This window comes from Brevundimonas vesicularis (assembly GCF_900445985.1).
Classification (GTDB): Bacteria; Pseudomonadota; Alphaproteobacteria; order Caulobacterales; family Caulobacteraceae; genus Brevundimonas; species Brevundimonas vesicularis_D.
Map to the genome: position 1 here is coordinate 226,150 of NZ_UAQP01000005.1, position 18,260 is coordinate 244,409.

The 18,260-nt window shown below is 65.7% G+C and carries 11 protein-coding genes; 5 read left to right on the top strand and 6 right to left on the bottom strand.

The features are described 5' to 3' along the window. Positions 1 to 39 precede the first annotated feature (39 nt). Entirely contained in the window at positions 40 to 1,383 is a 1,344-nt protein-coding gene (locus DT343_RS01255; RefSeq protein ID WP_055753068.1) for an ammonium transporter, read from the top strand. Between the two features lie 70 nt (positions 1,384 to 1,453). After that, the gene (locus DT343_RS01260) at positions 1,454 to 2,155 is read left to right on the top strand and encodes a TorF family putative porin (protein ID WP_112861448.1); all 702 of its coding nucleotides are present in this window, start codon (positions 1,454 to 1,456) and stop codon (positions 2,153 to 2,155) included. Positions 2,156 to 2,214: 59 nt separating this feature from the next. Here the strand turns inward: DT343_RS01260 and DT343_RS01265 are convergent, their stop codons facing one another. Genes DT343_RS01265 through DT343_RS01280 form a run of 4 tightly spaced genes read right to left on the bottom strand, consistent with a single transcriptional unit; the run spans position 2,215 to position 9,108 of the window. Then, positions 2,215 to 4,587, bottom strand: a complete 2,373-nt coding sequence (locus DT343_RS01265; RefSeq protein WP_112861449.1) for a glucan 1,4-alpha-glucosidase — start codon at positions 4,585 to 4,587, stop codon at positions 2,215 to 2,217. Between the two features lie 8 nt (positions 4,588 to 4,595). Beyond that, positions 4,596 to 5,537, bottom strand: a complete 942-nt coding sequence (locus DT343_RS01270; protein ID WP_112861450.1) for an alpha/beta hydrolase — start codon at positions 5,535 to 5,537, stop codon at positions 4,596 to 4,598. Beyond that, positions 5,534 to 7,045: an MFS transporter gene (locus DT343_RS01275; protein ID WP_112861451.1), complete on the bottom strand. Its 1,512-nt coding sequence runs from the start codon at positions 7,043 to 7,045 to the stop codon at positions 5,534 to 5,536. The genes DT343_RS01270 and DT343_RS01275 overlap by 4 nt, the downstream gene beginning before the upstream one ends. Next, positions 7,042 to 9,108, bottom strand: a complete 2,067-nt coding sequence (locus DT343_RS01280) for a glycoside hydrolase family 97 protein (protein ID WP_112861452.1) — start codon at positions 9,106 to 9,108, stop codon at positions 7,042 to 7,044. The genes DT343_RS01275 and DT343_RS01280 overlap by 4 nt, the downstream gene beginning before the upstream one ends. Positions 9,109 to 9,211: 103 nt before the next feature. On the opposite strand from DT343_RS01280, the gene DT343_RS01285 reads away from it, so the two are divergent. After that, positions 9,212 to 10,225: a LacI family DNA-binding transcriptional regulator gene (locus tag DT343_RS01285; RefSeq protein ID WP_112861453.1), complete on the top strand. Its 1,014-nt coding sequence runs from the start codon at positions 9,212 to 9,214 to the stop codon at positions 10,223 to 10,225. A gap of 5 nt (positions 10,226 to 10,230) precedes the next feature. Here DT343_RS01285 and DT343_RS01290 read toward each other — a convergent pair whose 3' ends face one another. Both DT343_RS01290 and DT343_RS01295 read right to left on the bottom strand, forming a co-directional pair. Continuing rightward, positions 10,231 to 11,874, bottom strand: coding sequence for an alpha-amylase family glycosyl hydrolase (locus tag DT343_RS01290; RefSeq protein ID WP_258522466.1), 1,644 nt, complete (start codon positions 11,872 to 11,874; stop codon positions 10,231 to 10,233). Beyond that, the gene (locus DT343_RS01295) at positions 11,871 to 13,688 is read right to left on the bottom strand and encodes an alpha-amylase family glycosyl hydrolase (protein WP_220116422.1); all 1,818 of its coding nucleotides are present in this window, start codon (positions 13,686 to 13,688) and stop codon (positions 11,871 to 11,873) included. The genes DT343_RS01290 and DT343_RS01295 overlap by 4 nt, the downstream gene beginning before the upstream one ends. 289 nt (positions 13,689 to 13,977) lie before the next feature. Between DT343_RS01295 and DT343_RS01300 the strand changes: the two genes are divergently transcribed. Together DT343_RS01300 and DT343_RS01305 are read left to right on the top strand one after the other, a co-directional pair. Beyond that, on the top strand, positions 13,978 to 16,773 hold the full coding sequence (locus tag DT343_RS01300; protein ID WP_220116423.1) for a TonB-dependent receptor: 2,796 nt from the start codon (positions 13,978 to 13,980) through the stop codon (positions 16,771 to 16,773). 199 nt (positions 16,774 to 16,972) lie between these two features. Continuing rightward, positions 16,973 to 18,247, top strand: coding sequence for a sugar MFS transporter (locus tag DT343_RS01305; RefSeq protein ID WP_017505130.1), 1,275 nt, complete (start codon positions 16,973 to 16,975; stop codon positions 18,245 to 18,247). The last annotated feature ends 13 nt before the right edge of the window (positions 18,248 to 18,260 follow it).

Consider the following 18,260-nt stretch of genomic DNA (forward strand, 5'->3'; position numbering starts at 1 on the left):
ATCTTCGCAACTGCGAGATTGCATAGGGGGTACTAGCTCATGTCGCAGACCACGAAACGACTTACGGGAGCTGCTGCGCTCCTGCTTCCCACACTCTGTCTGATGGCTGCCGGCGCGGCGAATGCGCAGGACGCCGCGCCCGCCTTGCTCGGCCACCAGGCTGCGCTTGAGCTGGACAGCGCCGGGGCCTCATGGCTCGGCACCTCGACCGCTCTGGTTCTGCTGATGACCCTCCCCGGTCTGGCGCTGTTCTATGGCGGCATGGTGCGCAAGAAGAACGTCATCGCCACCATCACCCAGTCCGTCGGCGTCTTCGCCGTGGTGTCGCTGGTGTGGTTCATCGCCGGCTACAGCCTGGCCTTCGGCAAGAACGAGAGCGCCGGCCTTCAGCCCTTCATCGGCAGCCTGGACATGCTGTTCCTGAACGGCGTGTCGCTGAAGACCGCCAACGCCCTGCTGCCGGGCATTCCGGAGTTCCTGTTCATCTCCTTCCAGATGACCTTCGCCATCATCACCCCGGCGCTGATCACCGGCGCCTTCGCCGAGCGGTTCAAATATTCGGCCCTGTTGCTGTTCACCGCCCTGTGGTCGCTGCTGGTCTATGCGCCGATCTGCCACTGGGTTTGGGGCGGCGGCTTCCTGGGTTCGGCCGGCGTGCTGGACTTCGCGGGCGGCGCCGTCGTTCACGTCAACTCGGGCGTCGCGGGCCTTGTCTGCGCCATCTTCCTGGGTCGCCGTAAGGGTTACGGCACAGAGGTCATCACCGCCCACAACCCTGTCCTGACCATGATCGGCGCCTCGCTGCTGCTGGTCGGTTGGATCGGCTTCAACGCCGGCTCGGCGGGCGCCGCCAACGACCTGATGGGCGTGGCGCTGCTGAACACCATCCTGGCCGCCGCCGCCGCCGCCCTGACCTGGAAAATCGTTGAATATATCGAGAAAAAGAAGGTCTCGTTGATCGGCATGCTGTCGGGTGTTGTGGCTGGTCTGGTCGCCATCACTCCGGCGGCCGGCTTCGTCGACCCCAAGGGCGCGGTCATTATCGGCCTGATCGCCGGCCCGGCCTGCTATGCCTCGTCGGTGTGGATCAAGAAGCTGCTGCGCTACGACGACAGCCTGGACGCCTTCGGCATCCACGGCGCGGGCGGCCTGATAGGCGCCCTGCTGACCGGCGTGTTCGCCACGACCGCGATCAACAGCCTATCGGAAGGCGCCAACGTCGGCGCCCAGGCCCTGGGCCTGCTGTGGACCATCGTCTACAGCGCCGTCGGCACCCTGATCATCCTGTTCATCTGCAAGTTTACCACGGGCCTGCGCGTGAGCGAGGCGGAAGAAGCCGCTGGTCTGGACACCTCGCTGCATGGCGAGGCGCTGGAACACTGAAATCCGTGTATAGGGCGCGGCTCCCAATCCGCGCCCTTTCTCGGCCAACAAAAATAAAAGGGGATAGACTATGAAGAAGACCACCATCCGCGCGGCCGCCGCCGCGACTCTCACCGCAGGTCTGATCGGCCTCGCCGCGCCGGCCTCGGCCCAGAGCGACGTCGACGTCGACGTCGCCTGGAACGTCGGCGTCGTCAGCGACTACGTGTTCCGCGGCTTCACCCAAACCAGCGAAGACCCCGCCATTCAAGGCGGCGTCGACCTGACGTCGGGCAGCTTCTATGCGGGAGCCTGGGCCTCGAACGTCGATTTCGGCGACGACACCGATGCGGAGGTCGATCTCTACGGCGGCTATCGTACCGAGGCCGGCGGCTTCGCGCTCGATTTCGGCGCAATCGGCTATCTGTATGTCGGGGAGCCGGACGGGGCGGACTATAACTACGCCGAGTTCAAGGCTGCGGCCTCGCGCGCGGTCGGTCCCGCCACCTTTGGCGCGGCCGTCTATTACTCGCCCGACTTCTTCGGTGCGGACAAGGAAGCGACCTATGCCGAGGTCAACGCCGCCTTCTCGCCGGCGCCCAAGTGGACGGTGTCCGGCGCGCTGGGCAAGCAATGGCTCGACGTCAGCGACGACTACACCACCTGGAACGTCGGCGTCGGCTATGCCCTGACCGACAAGGTGGGCCTCGATGTCCGTTATCACGACACCGATGTGGACGGCGTGCCCGGCGCCGAAGATCGGATCGTCGGGGCGGTGAAGCTCACCTTCTAAGCCGCGTCAGCCCGAAATGAGTACGGCCCCGGAGAGCGATCTCCGGGGCCGTTTTCGTATCAGCGGGCGTAGCGGTCGTGCACGGGGTCGTAGCTGTCCCAGACCTTGCCGTCGGCCAGAGACCGCAGCAGTTTCAGATATTCCGCGTGGGTCCAGGCCAGCGGGGTCGCCGAGTCCGTGTTCTGACCCACAGCGTAGTCCTTGGCCGTCGGGTTGCCGACGCCGTCCCACACCTGTTCGGCCAGCATCAGCCCCTCGTTGGCGAACCGCTCCATGCCGCGCACATAGGTCTGGCGGATGGCGGCGATGTCGGCTGCCGAGGGGGCGCCGTTCACGCTGACGCGAGCAAGCTCATAGTGACCGCGCTCGCCCGTGAAGAAGGGCCAGACCCGGCCGCGCTGACCGGGGCTCATTTCCCCGCCGACGCCATAGTTTGCGCCCGTCAGATGGTCCTCGCCATAGCCGTCGACGCCATAACGGCGCCAGCCCGGCGTCTTGTCGCCCTCAGGACCGAAGTCGTAGCGGACGCGATAGAGCGGCTCCAGCGACTGGTCGTCATAGACGGGCAGGGTGGACAGGATGTGCGGATCGTCGGCCTTGCGCACCCCATAGCGCACCAGTTCTAGGAAGCCGCCGTCCACGACACGGTCTTCCGCCGGCGCGATCTGGCCATTGGCGGCGCCGATCGGGGCCTTGTCGTTCGGGTTCTCGTTTTGCGTGATGCGGATGAAGTAGCGACCGTCGCCGAAGTCGCCGTTGGTGGTGAACATTCGGTCTTCGATCTTGGACGCATAGCTGTCGGCCGCGATCTGGTAGCGCGTCGCGCCGGCGGCGTCGCCTGAGGCGCGCGCCATTTCGGCGGCGACCGTCAGGCCCGCGACCACGGCGGCGGTGCTGGAAGGCGAATAGCCCTGCTGCTCTTCCCAGCGCTCCTGCTGGGTAAAGGGCGGCTTGATCTCAGCGTCGTTCCACATCAGCCCGATCTTGCCGCCGTCGACCAGGAAGTCGGCCGCCGGCTTCAGCATGGACCGATAGTGTTCGGTCATCTGGGCGTCCGACAGCCAGCCCATCTTCCACAGACGATAGCCCAGCATGATCGGCATGGCGGTCTGGTCCAATTGGACCGCAACCCATTCCAGTTCGCCGTCCACGTGCGTCTTCTGCAAGAACCAGCCGCCGACGCCGGTGTTGCCCGGCGTGTTCGGGCCGACCTGAACCTGGGGCAGATAGTTGAAGGCCGCCAGCGGCGTCTCCTCGTCGCCTAGCGCCGCCAGAGCCATCGCCACCTGATAGAAGTCACGCGGCCAGACGGCCTTGTAGCCTGTCGAGGACTTCGACGCGTCCACCGTGTCGCCCCACGGGTTCGACAGTGACGCGATCAGGGCGCCGGCGTGCGTGCGATCCTCCTGAACCTTCAGCATCAGAGCCGAGACGTAGGCCAGCTTGCCGCCGTCGGTCGCCTGTTCTGCGATGCGCGGCAGTTCGGTCAGCGAGGCGACATAATCCTCCCAACCCACGCGCTCGCCCTCGCCGTTGAAGCGGGCCAGCACCTCGTCCAGACCGGTCGAGAACGAACCGTCCGCAGCGGCGCGCGCCTCAGCTTCGCTGGCGCCGAAGCCGATGACGAAGTCGCGCGTGATCCGGCTGCTTTGGCGCAGGCGCGGCAGAGCCCCGGTCATCATCGTATTGCCGGCCTGATCGCCGGTGGAGGCGTAGGTCCAGTCCAGCTTGCCGTCCTTCAGATCCGTCAGACCGTCCGAGGCGCCGACGAAGCCGACGCTGGCCTTATCGAAGGCTTCGCTGGGCTTCAGGAACAGGTGTGTGTCGCCTTCCCAGGCGTGAAAGCCGTCGCGTGTGACCTGGCCCCGGTCATCGACGCCGGTGTTGGCGATATGCGGCTCCAGCATCAGATAGGGCGTCACATCGCCCTTCAGCGCCGTGATGGTGACGCGCAACACCAGGGCGTTGCGGTCAGGATCGCTGAAGATCTGCTTTTCGATCTCAAAGCGGCCGTTCTTATCCTGCGTCGTCACGCGATAAGCCGGCGACAGCGGACGCCCCTGCGCGTCGACGTGCAGATATTCGGTTCGGCTGGTGGTGTCGTCGCCTTCGACGACCAGACCGTCTTGGGTCACGCCGGCGAAGCGCAGCGCCTTGATCTGGGCCTCATGGATCAGGCCGTACATCGTTTCGGTCAGAACGCCGTCGGCGATGGAATACCAGACCTTGGACGCCGCGCCGGTCGGGCCGCCGTCGCGATACTGGCCATCGACATAGGCTTCGTAGGATGCGCCGGCGCCGGTCTTGGCCGCGCTGGACCAGACGGGCGGGGCGCCGGGCGCGCCGGGGGCGACGCTCGATTGGGCGCTTGCGACGGAAGCGAGGGCCAGGCCGGCGGCGCCGGCGAGGCAGAAGGTACGGAAGTGACGCATTGTGGTCCTCACGGGTTGCGCGTGGGGGCGGGGGAAAGAAGGAAGGTCAAAGGTACGTCCAGGCGCTGGTTCCAGGACGCTTCATTGTGCTGGGCGCCGGGGAAGACCAGGCTGCGGAAATCGCCGGGGCCGTAGCCGCGACGGCGGAAGATCTGGTCTACCTGGGTCTGGAAGACGGCGTAGAACTGATCCAGCGTCTCGTCGCCCCGGTCGAAATAGAAACGGTGGTCGCCCGGTTCGGGCAGGCCGCGTTCAATCACGCCGGTCCAGGCGGCGACCAGGCGTTCGCGCCAAGCGTCCAGCGTCGCGCCGGGCTCAAGCCCTTCGACCTTCAGCGGCCAATGGGTGGACAGACAGGCGGCGGCGGAAAAGACCTGCGGCCGCTTCATCACCGCATACATCGAGATAAGGCCGCCCATGCTGGAGCCAGCGATCATCGTGTCCAGCGGACCGCTCAGGGTGCGGTAGGCGCCGTCGATAAAGGGCTTCAACTCCTCGACCAGGAACCGCAGATGGGCGTCGGACAAGGACGGACCGCCATAAATGGCCTGGACCTCGTCGCGCATGTCGGCGGGCAGGGCGGCGATCAGGTCGGCGGGGACATATTCCCTCAGCCGCAGGTCCGTGTTCCAGACCCCCACCACGATCGGAGCCCGCACCTGGCCGCTCGCGATCAGCCGCATCAGATGCTCGTCCACGCCCCATTCGCTGAAGTTGGCCGTGGCCGGATCGAACAGGTTCTGGCCGTCGTGCATGTAGAGGACGGGATAGGTCTCGTCTGACGCCTCATATCCGGGCGGCAGCCAAACCGAAACATTGCGCGCCTTCACATGGGCCGACGCGACTGCCTCATGCAGCACCAACCGCCCGCCCGCGATGGCGCCCTCGGCGCGCGCCGCGCTGGCGAAGGGCAAGGCGGCCATGAGGGCCAGAAGACCCCGACGGTTCATCCGCGATGCTCCTTGACCATCAGCGCGCTGGCGGCGGCCAGAACGAAAGAGATGGCGCCCAGCACCAGGGCCCAGATCGCCTGACCATCGAACAGGCTCTTCAGGATCAGGCCCAGAACTGTGGCGGCCAGCAACTGGGGCACGACGATGAAGATGTTGAAGACGCCCATATAGACGCCCATCTTTCGGTCCGGCACCGCCGCCGACAGGATAGCGTAGGGCATGGAGACGATCGACGCCCAGGCGAAACCGACGCCGATCATTGGCAGCCACAAGAGGCCCGGCTCGCGGATGGCGAAGACGCCGAACAGGCCGGCCGCGCCAAGCAGCAGCATCAGCGCGTGGGTCGCCTTGCGTCCGATCCGTTTGGCGATGACCGGCAGGGTGAAGGCCGCCAGGGCCGCCACGCCGTTATAGACCCCGAACAGAACGCCCACCCAGTCGGCGCCCGTGGCGTAGGCGGCCGAAGTCGTGTCGGTCGCGCCGTAATGGACGCGGGTCACGGCCGCGGTAGTGTAGATCCACATGGCGAACAGGGCGAACCAGCTGAAGAACTGAACGACAGCCAGGCCGCGCATTGTCTCGGGCATGCGGAAGATGTCGTTCAGGATTTCGGTCGCGGCGTTGGTGATGCGGCGACGCTCCATCATGCCCACGGCGATCTGGAGCAGGCCGAACCCGGCGAAGAAGCCGGCCAGGATCAGTAGCTCCTTCTCCAGATCGAGCGCGCCGATCAGCACGAAACCCAGCCCGCCGAGGACGGCGCAGACCAGGCCCGAAGTCATCCAGCCCTGGACGCTGCGAGCCGGCGCTTCGGCTTCGACGGGCGCGGTCGGCGCGTCGTCTCTGGCGCGTTCGAAGGCCGCGATCTGTTCGGGGCTGTATTCCTTGGTCGACAGCACCGTCCACAGCACGGCCGAGAACAGGCCGGCGGCGCCGACGTAGAAGGCGATCTTGACCGACAGGGGCACCACGCCCGCCTCGGCGGTCGAGGCGATGTCGAAGACGTTCGACAACAGCCACGGCAGGACCGAGGCGAAGACCGCGCCGGCGCCGATGAAGAAGCTCTGCATCGCATAGCCGGCGGTGCGCTGCTCCTCCGGCAGGTTGTCGCCGACGAAGGCGCGGAACGGCTCCATGGTGATGTTGATCGAGGCGTCCATGATCCACAGCATGGCGGCGGCGAACCACAGGCTGGGGCTGTTGGGCATGGCGATCAAGGCCAGGGTGGTGGCGATGGCCCCAACCAGGAAATAGGGCCGCCGCCGGCCGAACCGGGTCCAGGTCTTGTCGCTGAAATGGCCGATGATCGGCTGGACCAGCAGACCCGTCAGCGGCGCGGCGATCCACAGGATCGCCAGGCTGTCGACCTCGGCGCCCAGCGTCTGGAAGATCCGGCTGGTGTTGGCGTTCTGCAGGCCGAAGCCGATCTGGATGCCGAAGAAGCCGACGCACATATTCCAGATCGCCAGGCCGGACAGGCGCGGGCGGTGCGCGAGCAGGGTCATCCGCGTCGCGCCCGGCCGACCGGCACAAACCGGATCGCTTGACCGCCGCCGGGCGCCAGCGCCAGGGTCAGGGTGTCAGACGACGTCACCTCGCGCTGCTCGATGACGATGTCCTCGCGCTTGCCGCGATAGTCGGCGTCCGGCCCGTCGCGATAGATTTCGGCCCGATATCGACGGCCGGCGTCCAGGAAATCGAGCGGGGCCTTCAGCACGCGCGGATGCTCGTCGGTGACGGCGCCCAGGGCCCAGACATCCGTGCCGCGCTGCTTGCGAACCGTGACGACATAGTCGCCCATGGCGGCGTCCAGCGTGCGGCTCTCGCTCCAGTCGACCGGCACATCCTTGATGAACTGGAACGGGCCGGGGTTGGCCTCATAGTTGACCAGCAGATCCGCCGCCATCTGGATCGGGCTGTAGATCACGACATAGAGCGCCAGTTGTTTGGCCCAGGTCGTCTGCACGCCGCCGGGGCTGCGCGTCTCCATGCCGAAGATGCCGGGCGTATAGTCCATCGGCCCGGCCAGCAGGCGGGTGAACACCAAGTTCGGCTCATGCTCGGGCGGATTGCCGGGATTGCCCCAGGCCGAATATTCCATCCCGCGCTGGCCCTCGCGGCTGATGATGTTCGGATAGGTGCGGCGAAGGCCGGTGTCCTTGAACGGCTCGTGAGCGTTGACGGCGACCTTGTGGCGATAGCCGGCCTCGACCACGCGCATGTGGTGCTGGGCCATCGCCTGGCTCTCGTGCCAGGCCATGACCATCTGTCCATCCGGCCCGGCGACGCGGGCGCCTTGCGCGTCGGCGACATAGCCGGTCTTCACCGAATGGACGCCGAGGCGTTCATACAGGGCCATGGCCGGTTCGAGTTGCTGCTCATAGTGGAAGGCGTTGCCGCCGGTCTCGTGGTGGCCGATGAGCTGCACGCCTTTGGACCGCGCGTGGGCGCAGACCGCTTCGATGTCGAAGTCGGGATAGGCTTCGGTGAAGCTGAAGTCCGCGCCGTTGGCGAACCACTGGCCGTCCCAGCCCTTGTTCCACCCCTCGACCAACACCCCGCCCAGGCCGTGCTTGGCGGCGAAGTCGATATGTTTGATCGCATTCTCGGTGGTCGCGCCGTGCTTGGGCCCGGAGTTCCAGGTCTTCAGGTCCAGGTGCATCTCCCACCAGACGCCGACGTATTTCATCGGCTTGAACCAACTGACGTCGCCCAGCTTGTTGGGCTCGTTCAGGTTCAGGATCAGGCTGGAATCCAGCAGGCCAGCGGCGCTGTCGGAGATTTGCAGGGTCCGCCAGGGCGTGTTGAACGGCGCCTCGCGCACCACCGCCGCATTGGTGAGGCCCGGCGTCAGCTGAGCGCGGAACTTCGTTTCCTCCGACCGGCGCAGGTTCATCCCTGCGTAGTCGAGGCAGGCGGCCTCGTGGATCGAGACGTGCAGCCCTGACTGGCCCTTGACCGTCATCGGCGTCTGGGCGCTGCCGACCGCATCGATGGGCGTGCGGCTGTAGAGATATTCCTCGCGGTTCCATTCCCACGCCGGGCACCACAGGGCCTCGCCGTTTTCGGCCAGGTTGAACTCGGTGATTTCCGAACCGATGCGCACGGTGGTCAGGCCGGCCTGCTGCGGGAACTCATAGCGGAAGCCCAGACCGTCGTCGTACAGGCGGAAGACCACGTCCACGCGGCGTCGCAGACCGCCGGTCTCGGCATAGGCGACGCGCCATTCGTTGTAGTGGTTGCGAATGAACTGCCGCTCTCCCCAGGGCTGCTCCCAAGTGTCGTCGACCGCGATCGGCTGGCCTGCGGTCAGGGTCAGGCCGCGCTCGATGGCCGGCGCGTCAGTCAGCAGGAAGCCCAGCTTGGACGGCGCCACAACGACACGGCCCTGACGCAGCACCGAATACATCGGCCGCCCGTCATTGTCGGTGAAGGCCTCGACCGTCAGCACGCCGCCCGGCGAGGATGCCCGGGCATGGTTCGGCGCGGTCTGGGCGCGCGCGCCAGTCGCCCCCAGAGCCAGGATCGACACGCCGCCAAGGGCCAGGAAGGATCTGCGCTGCATCATGGGAACTCCGTTACGCCGCCTCTTGCCAACCGCCGCGAACGGTGGCTGAAATATTTGCAGAAAATTTTGCAGCTTCACCATGCTGCTGTGAGGACCCGCGACCTTGAGCCGCAAGACCACCCGTCTGGAAGACATCGCCCGCCTGGCCGGCGTGTCCATCGCCACCGCCTCGCGCGCCCTGAACGACAACCCCGCCGTCAACGATCGCACCAAACAGACGATCTGGAAGCTGGCCAAGGAACACGACTATCCGTTCCGCCGCCACATGCCCGCCGGTCCGATCGGCGCACAGGGCACCATCGCCCTGGTGGTGCCGCGGCCGCAGGGGCGCGAAGGGCGCCTCAGCGACCCCTTCTTCCTGGAGCTTCTCGCCGGGGTGGGCGAGGCGGCGCGCGAACGCGGCTGCGACCTGCTGATGAGCCATATCTCGCCCGCCAACTATGACGAGCTGTCGGCGGCGCTGAACACAAGCCGGGCGGATGGCGTGATCTTCCTGGGCCAATCCAGCCTGCATTCGGCCTTCAACCGTCTGGTCGACGCCGACCATCGTTTCGTCGTCTGGGGCGCAGAACTGCCCGACCAGGACTATTGCTCCATCGGCTCGGACAACATCTCCGGCGGACGCCGCGCGACGTTGCATCTGGCGCGGCTGGAGCGAAAGCGCATCGTCTTCCTGGGCGATCTGGATCCGCCCGAGGCCATGCAGCGGCATCGCGGCTATCTGGACGCCTTGAGCCAGAGCGGGCTGGACGTGGACGCCGACCTGATCGTGCCTGCGCATTTCGAGGTCGAATCCGCAGAGGCCGCCGTGGACGCCCTGATCCGACGCGGGCTGGATTTCGATGGCGTCGTGGCCGCGTCCGACCAGATCGCGCTCGGCGCCGTGCGCGCCCTGTTGCACGCCGGCGTCGAGGTGCCGGGCCAAGTCTCGGTCATCGGTTTCGACAATGTGCCGTTCAGCCGCTACTCGCGCCCCGCGCTCAGCACCATCGCCCAGGACACGATGAAGGCCGGCCGGTTGATGGTGTCCAAACTGCTGGATCACGGCGGTGCCGCAGCAGGCCGTTCCGAGCGCGTTCCGACCGAGCTGATCGTTCGCGAGACCTGCGGCGGCTGACCCCGTCATCCGGCGTCGGCGAAGATCAGGCCGGCCAGCGGCCTCAACGTCGATCCGTCCACCTCAGTCCAGTTGACCGCCGCGATCCGGCGCGCACCGGCGGGCGTTGACCAGTCCACGGCCTCAAAGCCCAGGTTGAATACGCACAGCAGACGCTCGCCGCCCCCGGCCCGTTCGAACCGGCGGAAGACCACCAGGTCGCCCGCGCTCTCGATCTCCAGCCCTCCGGTCCGCAGCGCCGGATGGGCCTGACGCAGGGCGATGATGCGGCGCGCGGCGTGCAGGATCGAGGTCGGGTCCGCCTCCTGCGCATCCACCGCCAATGCCAAGTGGCGCGGATCGACAGGCAGCCAGGGCTCCACCGTCGAGAAGCCGGCGTTGGGCGCCGAGGCCACCCAGGGGATCGGTGTGCGGGCGCCGTCGCGGCCCAGAGTCTCAGGCCAGTTGGCGATGGCCTCGGGATCGACCAGCCGCTCGAACGGCACCTCGGCCTGAGGCAGGCCCAACTCTTCGCCCTGATAGACGAAGACATTGCCGCGCAGGCACATCAGCAGCAGCAGGGCCATTTCCGAGAAGGCCTTCTCGTCCCGGCCCTGGGCCCAACGCGACACCGCGCGCGGCGCATCGTGGTTGGAGAAGGTCCAGGACGGCCAGCCCTCGCCCTGCTGATCCGGCCACATCCCATCGCCCACGCCGATCAGTTCGCTCTTCAGCGTATCGGCGTAGAGATAGAGGAAGCCGTAGGCCGAGTGCAGACGGTCGTTCCCGGCGGTGAATTCCTTCATCTCGCGATCGGCGTGATCGCCGCCGACCTCCGCCACCGTGAACCGGCCTTCATAGCTGTCGGTCAGGGCGCGGATGCGGTTCAAGAAGCCGATGATGTCCGGGTGGGACTGATTGTAAATCTTGTCCTGGAAATCGAACGGCCGCGTGCGCTTCTTGCCGTCTTGGATCGGCGGATTGTCGCGCAGGGACGGATCGTGGATGGCGAAGTTGATCGCATCTAGGCGGAAGCCGTCCACCCCCCGGTCCAGCCAGAACCGCGCCGCTGCGATCAGGGCGTCCTGAACCGCCGGGTTCCTGACGTTCAGCTGAGGCTGCGAGGCCAGGAAGTTGTGCATGTAGTACTGGCCGCGCCGCGCGTCCCAGGTCCAGGCTGGGCCGCCGAACACCGACTGCCAGTTCGACGGCGGCGAGCCGTCCGGCTTGGCGTCGGCCCAGACATACCAGTCGGCGTGGTCGCCGTTTCGGCTGGCGCGGCTGTCGGTGAACCAGGGATGTTCGTCCGAGGTGTGCGAAAACACCTGATCGATGACGACCTTCAGCCCCAGGGCATGGGCGCGCACGATCAGGGCGTCGAAGTCGGTCAACGTGCCGAAGATCGGATCGACGTCGCAATAGTCCGACACGTCATAGCCGAAGTCCTTCATCGGCGACGTGAAGAAGGGCGACAGCCAAATGCCATCCACGCCTAGAGAGGCGACGTGGTCGAGGTGCTGGGTGATCCCCTTCAGATCGCCGACGCCGTCGTCGTTGGAGTCGGCGAAGCTGCGCGGATAGATCTGATACAGCACCGCGCCGCGCCACCAGTCGTGCGCCAATGCGGGGGCGGCGTCAGCCGTGGAAAGATCGACGGGCAGGGCAGTCACGGCACGCTCTTGCAGACGAGGTAATCGAGGGGGGGCACGCGAGCGGCGACGCTGGCGGGAGCAGAAGATTCGGGTGCGCAATCGCCGCGCAGAGCTTGCCACCGCATTGAACCGGGCTCCACCTCGACTTGAGCGGCGACGGGCGCAGTGGAGGTGTTGAACAGGGCCAGAACTTCCGATCCGTCCTCGCCGATGCGAGACATTGCGAACAGACCGGGCTTGTCGCTATAGGCACGCACGATCTGACGTCCGCGTCGCAGGGCCGGTTCGGCGGCGCGCACGCGGGCCATTTCGGCAATGGCCTGATACAGGGGCGCGTCGGTTGAATAGGCTGGCTGGCGACCGCCGACGGGCGTCTCGTTCGCATAGACCGGCGTGCGGCTGGGCCACATGTCCTGGCGCGAGTTCCCGTATCCGCCCGCGCCGGCGAAACCCTGTTCATCCCCGTAATAGAGCGTGGGCACGCCCCGGCTGAACATCATCAGGGCATGGGCCAGTTTGATGCGCGCCAGCACCTCGGCGTCGTCGGCGTTCGGATTGGCCTGTTTCACGAAGAAGCCGACCCGGCCCATGTCGTGGTTGCCCAGGAAGGTCGGCAGGATGGCGGCGGTCTCAGCGCCCTTGTCATAGATCGTGTCGGCGTCGAACAGCTTGGCCAGGGCGTCGGTCCCGACCTTGCCGGACGCCACATCGGTCGCCTGCTTCTGGAACGGGAAGTCCAGCACCGCCGGATAGCCGTCGACCCGCGTGAACCGCGCCGTCACCGCCGGATCGGGATCATAGACCTCGCCGAAGATGTGGAAGTTCGGGATGCCCTTTGCCTCGGCGCGGGCGATCATGGCGGGGATGAAGGCCTGCCAGAAGCCCGGGTTCACATGGCGGGCGGTATCGATGCGGAAGCCGTCGATGCCGTATTTGTCGATCCAGCCGCCGAAGATGTCGATCATGCCCTGGATGACGACCGGGTCCTCGGTCAGCAGGTCGTCCAGCCCGGCGAAGTCGCCGTCCAGGCTGCTTTCGCCGGTGAAGGTGCTCTCGCCCCGGTTATGATAGTGGATCGGGTCGTTCAGCCAGGCCGGAACCTTGGCGTTCTCCTCGCCCGCCGGGACATAGGGCGTGTAGGCGTAGTCGGGCCGGGTCAGGCGCGAAAAGTCCCGACCGTCGAAGCCCTCATTGATCGGCGCACCGTCGACGCCGCCGCGACGGGTGTAGGGATAGTCGGCGCGGCTGCGATAGGCGCAGCGACCCTCCGGGCATTCGCGATACTGGATGACGTCGGCGGTGTGATTAGCGACGATGTCCAGATACACCTTCATGCCGCGCGTGTGGGCCGCCTCGACCAGGGCGCGCATCGCAGCCTCGTCGCCGAAGTGCGGATCCACGGCGGTGAAGTCGGTGATCCAGTAGCCGTGGTGCGCCGCGCCGGTATAGCCGCCATGGCTCTGCACAGGCTTGTTCTTGAACACCGGCGCCAACCAGACCGCCGTCGCGCCCAGCCCCTGGATATAGTCCAGCTGTTGGGTCACGCCGGCCAAGTCGCCGCCGTGATAGAAATCGGTATCGGCCGGATCGAACCCGCTCTTCAGCCGGTCGGCAGCGTAACCGCCGTGGTCGTTCGATGCATCGCCATTGGCGAAGCGATCCGGCAGCAGGAAGTAGATCACCTCGTCCTGAGGCAGGCGTTGACGCAGGGCCGACAAGGCGTCTTCGGCCTGGCGGGTTTGCGCCGTCGTCGGCGTTGCAAAGCCGCTCAGCAGAGCCGCCGCCGCCATCGCGGCGTGCAGTCCAGCCCTTCTGGGGGTTCCCCTTGCCATGACGCTCACTCCCTTGCGCCTGGAAAGTGCAAAGCCTTCCAGATCGATTTGCAAGATTTTGCAGCAATGGGCGGGGCTGTCAACGCGTCGCTGAAATGCTGCGACGCGTCATAAACATAGCGCGAAACCGCACATTTCTGTGCCCTTGCAAGCTATGGCCCGGCGCGAAGTGCGACGGAAATCAGACCCCCGCATTAACTGCTTGCAACATTCCAAAAGATTTGCATATTTTTGCGACGGCTTCAGATCGCGACGTTCAGAAACGCGGTCAGCCCAAGGGAGGATGACCATGTTCCAACGTCTCAACCGGCGCGCGCGCCTGCTATCCGGCGTCGCCTTCGGCGCAGCCGCCCTGATGGCGGTCGGCTCGGCCCACGCACAAACTGCAGCCGCCACGACGGGCCAGGCCGACGACCAGGCCACTGAAGTCGGCGAAATCGTCGTCACCGGCATTCGTCGTTCGATCGAAGCCGCGATCTCGGCCAAGGCCAACAACACCTCGATCGTCGAAGTCATCTCGGCCGAAGACATCGGCAAGCTGCCGGACGTCTCGATCGCCGAATCCCTGGCACGCCTGCCGGGCGTGACGATGCAGCGCCTCGACGGCCGCAGCCAGGCGATCTCCATCCGTGGCTTGGGCCCCGACTTCACGACCGCCCTGCTGAACGGGCGCGAACTGGTCACCACCGGCGACAACCGCGGCGTCGAGTTCGACCAGTTCCCCGCTGAACTGCTGAACAGCGTCGTCGTCTACAAGACCCCGGACGCGGCCCTGATCGGCCAGGGCCTGGGCGGCACCGTCGACCTGCGCACCGTTCGCCCGCTGGCCTACGGCCGCCAGGCCATCGCGATGAACTATCGCCACGAGTGGAACGAGATCGGCGCCCTGAACTCGGGCACGACCGACAACGGCGACCGCTACACCATCTCCTACATCGACCAGTTCCTTGACGGTACGCTAGGCGTGGCCCTGGGCTACGCCCACATGAGCTCGCCCTATCAGTCGGAGCGCTTCAACGCTTGGGGCTATCCAAACTACACGGACGGCAATCTGCTGACCGGCGGCGTGAAGCCCTATGTGATGTCGTCGGAGCTGGAGCGCGACGGCTATATGGGCGTGCTGGAATGGCGCCCGAACGATCGCATCCACTCCACGATCGACGCCTTCTATTCCGAGTTCAAGAACACCCAGGTTCTGCGCGGCATCGAATTCCCGCTGGCATGGGGTGGTTCGGCCGGCAATTGCACCGTGAACGTCCCCTCGGCGGTCTGCCGTCCGGCACCGTCGCTGCGTCCCGGTTACACCGTCGAAGATGGCCTCATCGTCGCCGGCACTTGGGACAACATCAAGGGCGTCGTCCGTAACGACCTGAACAAGCGCGACAGCAACATCACTGCTTTAGGCTGGAACACCGAATTCACGCTCAGCGACGACTGGTCGGCGAATCTGGACCTCAGCTATTCGAAGGTCGAGCGTAACGACATCATCCTGGAAACAAACGCCGGCACCGGCCGCAATATCAACGGCGCGCTGGATACCTTGGGCTTTGAACTGACCGACGACGGCGTCACTCGCTTCACCAGCCGTTTGAATTATGCCGATCCGAACCTGATCCGCATCACCAGCCCGCAAGGCTGGGGCGGCGACGTTATTACCGGCGGTCAGGCCGGCTATATGAACACTCCTTCCATCGAGGACGAGATCAAGGGCGCGCGCTTCTCTGTTACGCGCCAACTGCATCAGAGCCCTTTCAAGTCGATCGATTTCGGCTTTAACTATACCGAGCGTCAGAAGAGCTTCGTCAACGACCAGTTCTATCTCGGTGTCCCCGGCGGCGGCGATCTGACCGTGCCTAGCGCATTCCTGCTGGACCCGACCGATTTGGGGTATCTGGGTATCTCGCAGGTCCTGAGCTACGATGCCTTGGGTTTGGTCAACAGCGGCGCGCTGGATCGCATCCGTAATCCGAACGCTGATGTCGCCGCTGGCAACTGGTCGGTGACCGAGAAGGTTTCAACCTCTTATGTCCGCGCCAACATTGACCACAATCTCTTCGGCCTGCCGCTGACCGGCAATGTCGGTATGCAGTTCGTCTACACGGACCAAGCGGGCCAAGGCTTCGAGGCCCAGCAGTTGAGCCAAGGCGTGGCCGCTGTCGCCAATCTTCAAGGCGGCGCCAAGTATCTTGAAGTCCTGCCGAGTTCAAACTTCATTCTGCAGGTCGCCGACGACGCCTTCGTGCGTTTCGCAGCGGCGCGCACCTTGGCCCGTCCTCGGATGGACGATATGCGGGCCTCGCGTAACTTCTCATTCGATTCGGGCAAGAATAACGGGACGCCCGATCCTGCGAAAAACTCGCCGTGGGGCGGCGGTGGCGGCAATCCTACTTTGATGCCCTATATCGCGGACGTGGTGGACCTCTCGTTCGAGAAATACTTCGCCAATCGCAAGGGCTACGTCTCGCTGGCCGCCTTCTACAAGAACTTGGAAAGCTACGTTTATAGCTACAACCGTCTCTTCGATTTCAGCGGTTATCCGACGGGCGGTATTACGCCTGTGACCAATCTGGGCACGCTCTCGACGCCTGAAAACGGCGAAGGCGGCTGGATCAAGGGTCTTGAGCTGGCAATCTCTGCGCCGTTCGACATCTTCCATCCGGCCTTGGAAGGTTTCGGCGCCCAGTTCAGCGCCTCGACCACGGACAGCGAAGTCCTGCCGGACCCGACCCAGCCCCCGACCGCTCTGCCGGGTCTGTCGGAGAACGTGATCAACGGCTCGCTCTACTATGAGCGCTACGGCTTCCAGTCGCGGATTTCGGCCCGCTATCGCTCGGATTACCTGGGCGAGGTCGCCGGCTTCGGCAACGGCCGCACCCTGCGTTCGGTGGCGGCTGAAACGGTCGTCGACGCCCAGGTCGGCTATGAGTTCCAGTCCGGTCCGCTGGAAGGCCTGTCGGTTCTCGCTCAGGTCAACAACCTGACCGACGAGCCGTTCAAGACCTTCGAGAACGGCGATGAGCGCCGGACCATCGACTATCAGCACTACGGCCGCACCTTCGCAGTCGGGCTGAACTACAAGTTCTGATTTCCCCTCTCTTCTGAGCAAACTTGGGCCGCCGCGTTCGCGAGGCGGCCCTTTTCTTTGCCTGCGCCACGGGCCGGCGGAAACGTTTCGTTACAGAGCGCGCTTTTCGGCTGGACGCGCCTTTCGCGATGTCCGAACCAAGCAGGATGAGAACCGCGCGACCACAGCGCGGCCGTTCGATTTCACTGGGGGATCATCCATGACCGTTCCGGACGCCGGAAAACGCCAGGGCGCAGGCCTGGCCTTCGCCTATGTCACCACGCTGTTCTTCGCCTGGGGCTTTGCGACCTCGCTGATCGATCCGCTGATCGCGGCGGTGAAGCGGGTGTTCGACCTGAACAACGCCGAGGCCTTCCTGACGACCTTCGCCTGGTTCATCGCCTACGGGCTGATGTCGCTGCCGGCGGCTTCGGTCCTCAGCAAGCTGGGCTACAGCCGCTCGATCATCGGCGCCCTGATCGTCATGGTCGCGGGGTGCCTGATCGTGCCGGCCGCCACCGCCGCCGACTGGTATCCCGGCGTCCTGATCGCCCTGTTCGTCATCGCCTCGGGCGTGACGCTGCTGCAGGTCGCGGCCAACCCGCTGGTCGCCGAGCTTGGCAGCCCCAAAGGCGCCTCCAGCCGTCTGAACCTGTCGCAGGCCTTCAACTCGCTGGGCACGACCGTCGGTCCGTGGCTGGGCTCGCACGTCCTGCTGACGGGCGGCGTCTTCGCCGCCGGCGCCGTGGTCACCGCCGCGACTCGCACCCAGTCGCTGCGCAGCATTGACATGGCCTTCCTGGGCATGGGCGCCTTCTTCGCCTTGATCGCCGTCTTCATCTTCACGGCGCGCAAGAAGATCAATGCGGCGGCGCCTGAATCGCACAATGCGGTCTCGCCGCTGAAGGCCCTGTCGTCGCCCTGGGCCGTGTTCGGCGCCTTGGCCATCTTCCTCTACGTCGGTTCCGAAGTCGCCATCGGCGGCATGCTGACCAACTTCCTCGAAAGCCCCGACATCCTGAACGCCCCCATCGAGACGGCGGGCAAGATGGTCGCCCTGTACTGGGGCGGCGCCATGGTCGGCCGCTTCATCGGTTCGGCCGTCCTGACCAAGGTGCGCCCCGGCATCGTCCTGGCCTGCTGCACCGTCGCGGCGGCGGTGCTGTGCCTGACCGTCAGCCAGATCGGCGGGCCGACGGCGGCCTATGCCGTTCTGTCGATCGGCCTGTTCAACTCGATCATGTTCCCGACCATCTTCACCCTGACGCTGGAGCGCTCGACCGCACCGACGTCGGCGACGTCGGGCCTGCTGGTGTTCGGCATCATCGGCGGCGCCCTGCTGCCCCAGGTCGCGGCGCACATCGCGGATGCGGCCGGCAAGCTTCAGCCAGCCTTCATCGTGCCGATGCTGGGCTACGTCGGGCTGACCATCTTCGCGATCGGCTGCATCCGCACCAAGGCGCGGACCGAAGTGACCTCGACCGCCTCCCACTGAGGCTGGTCGCCAG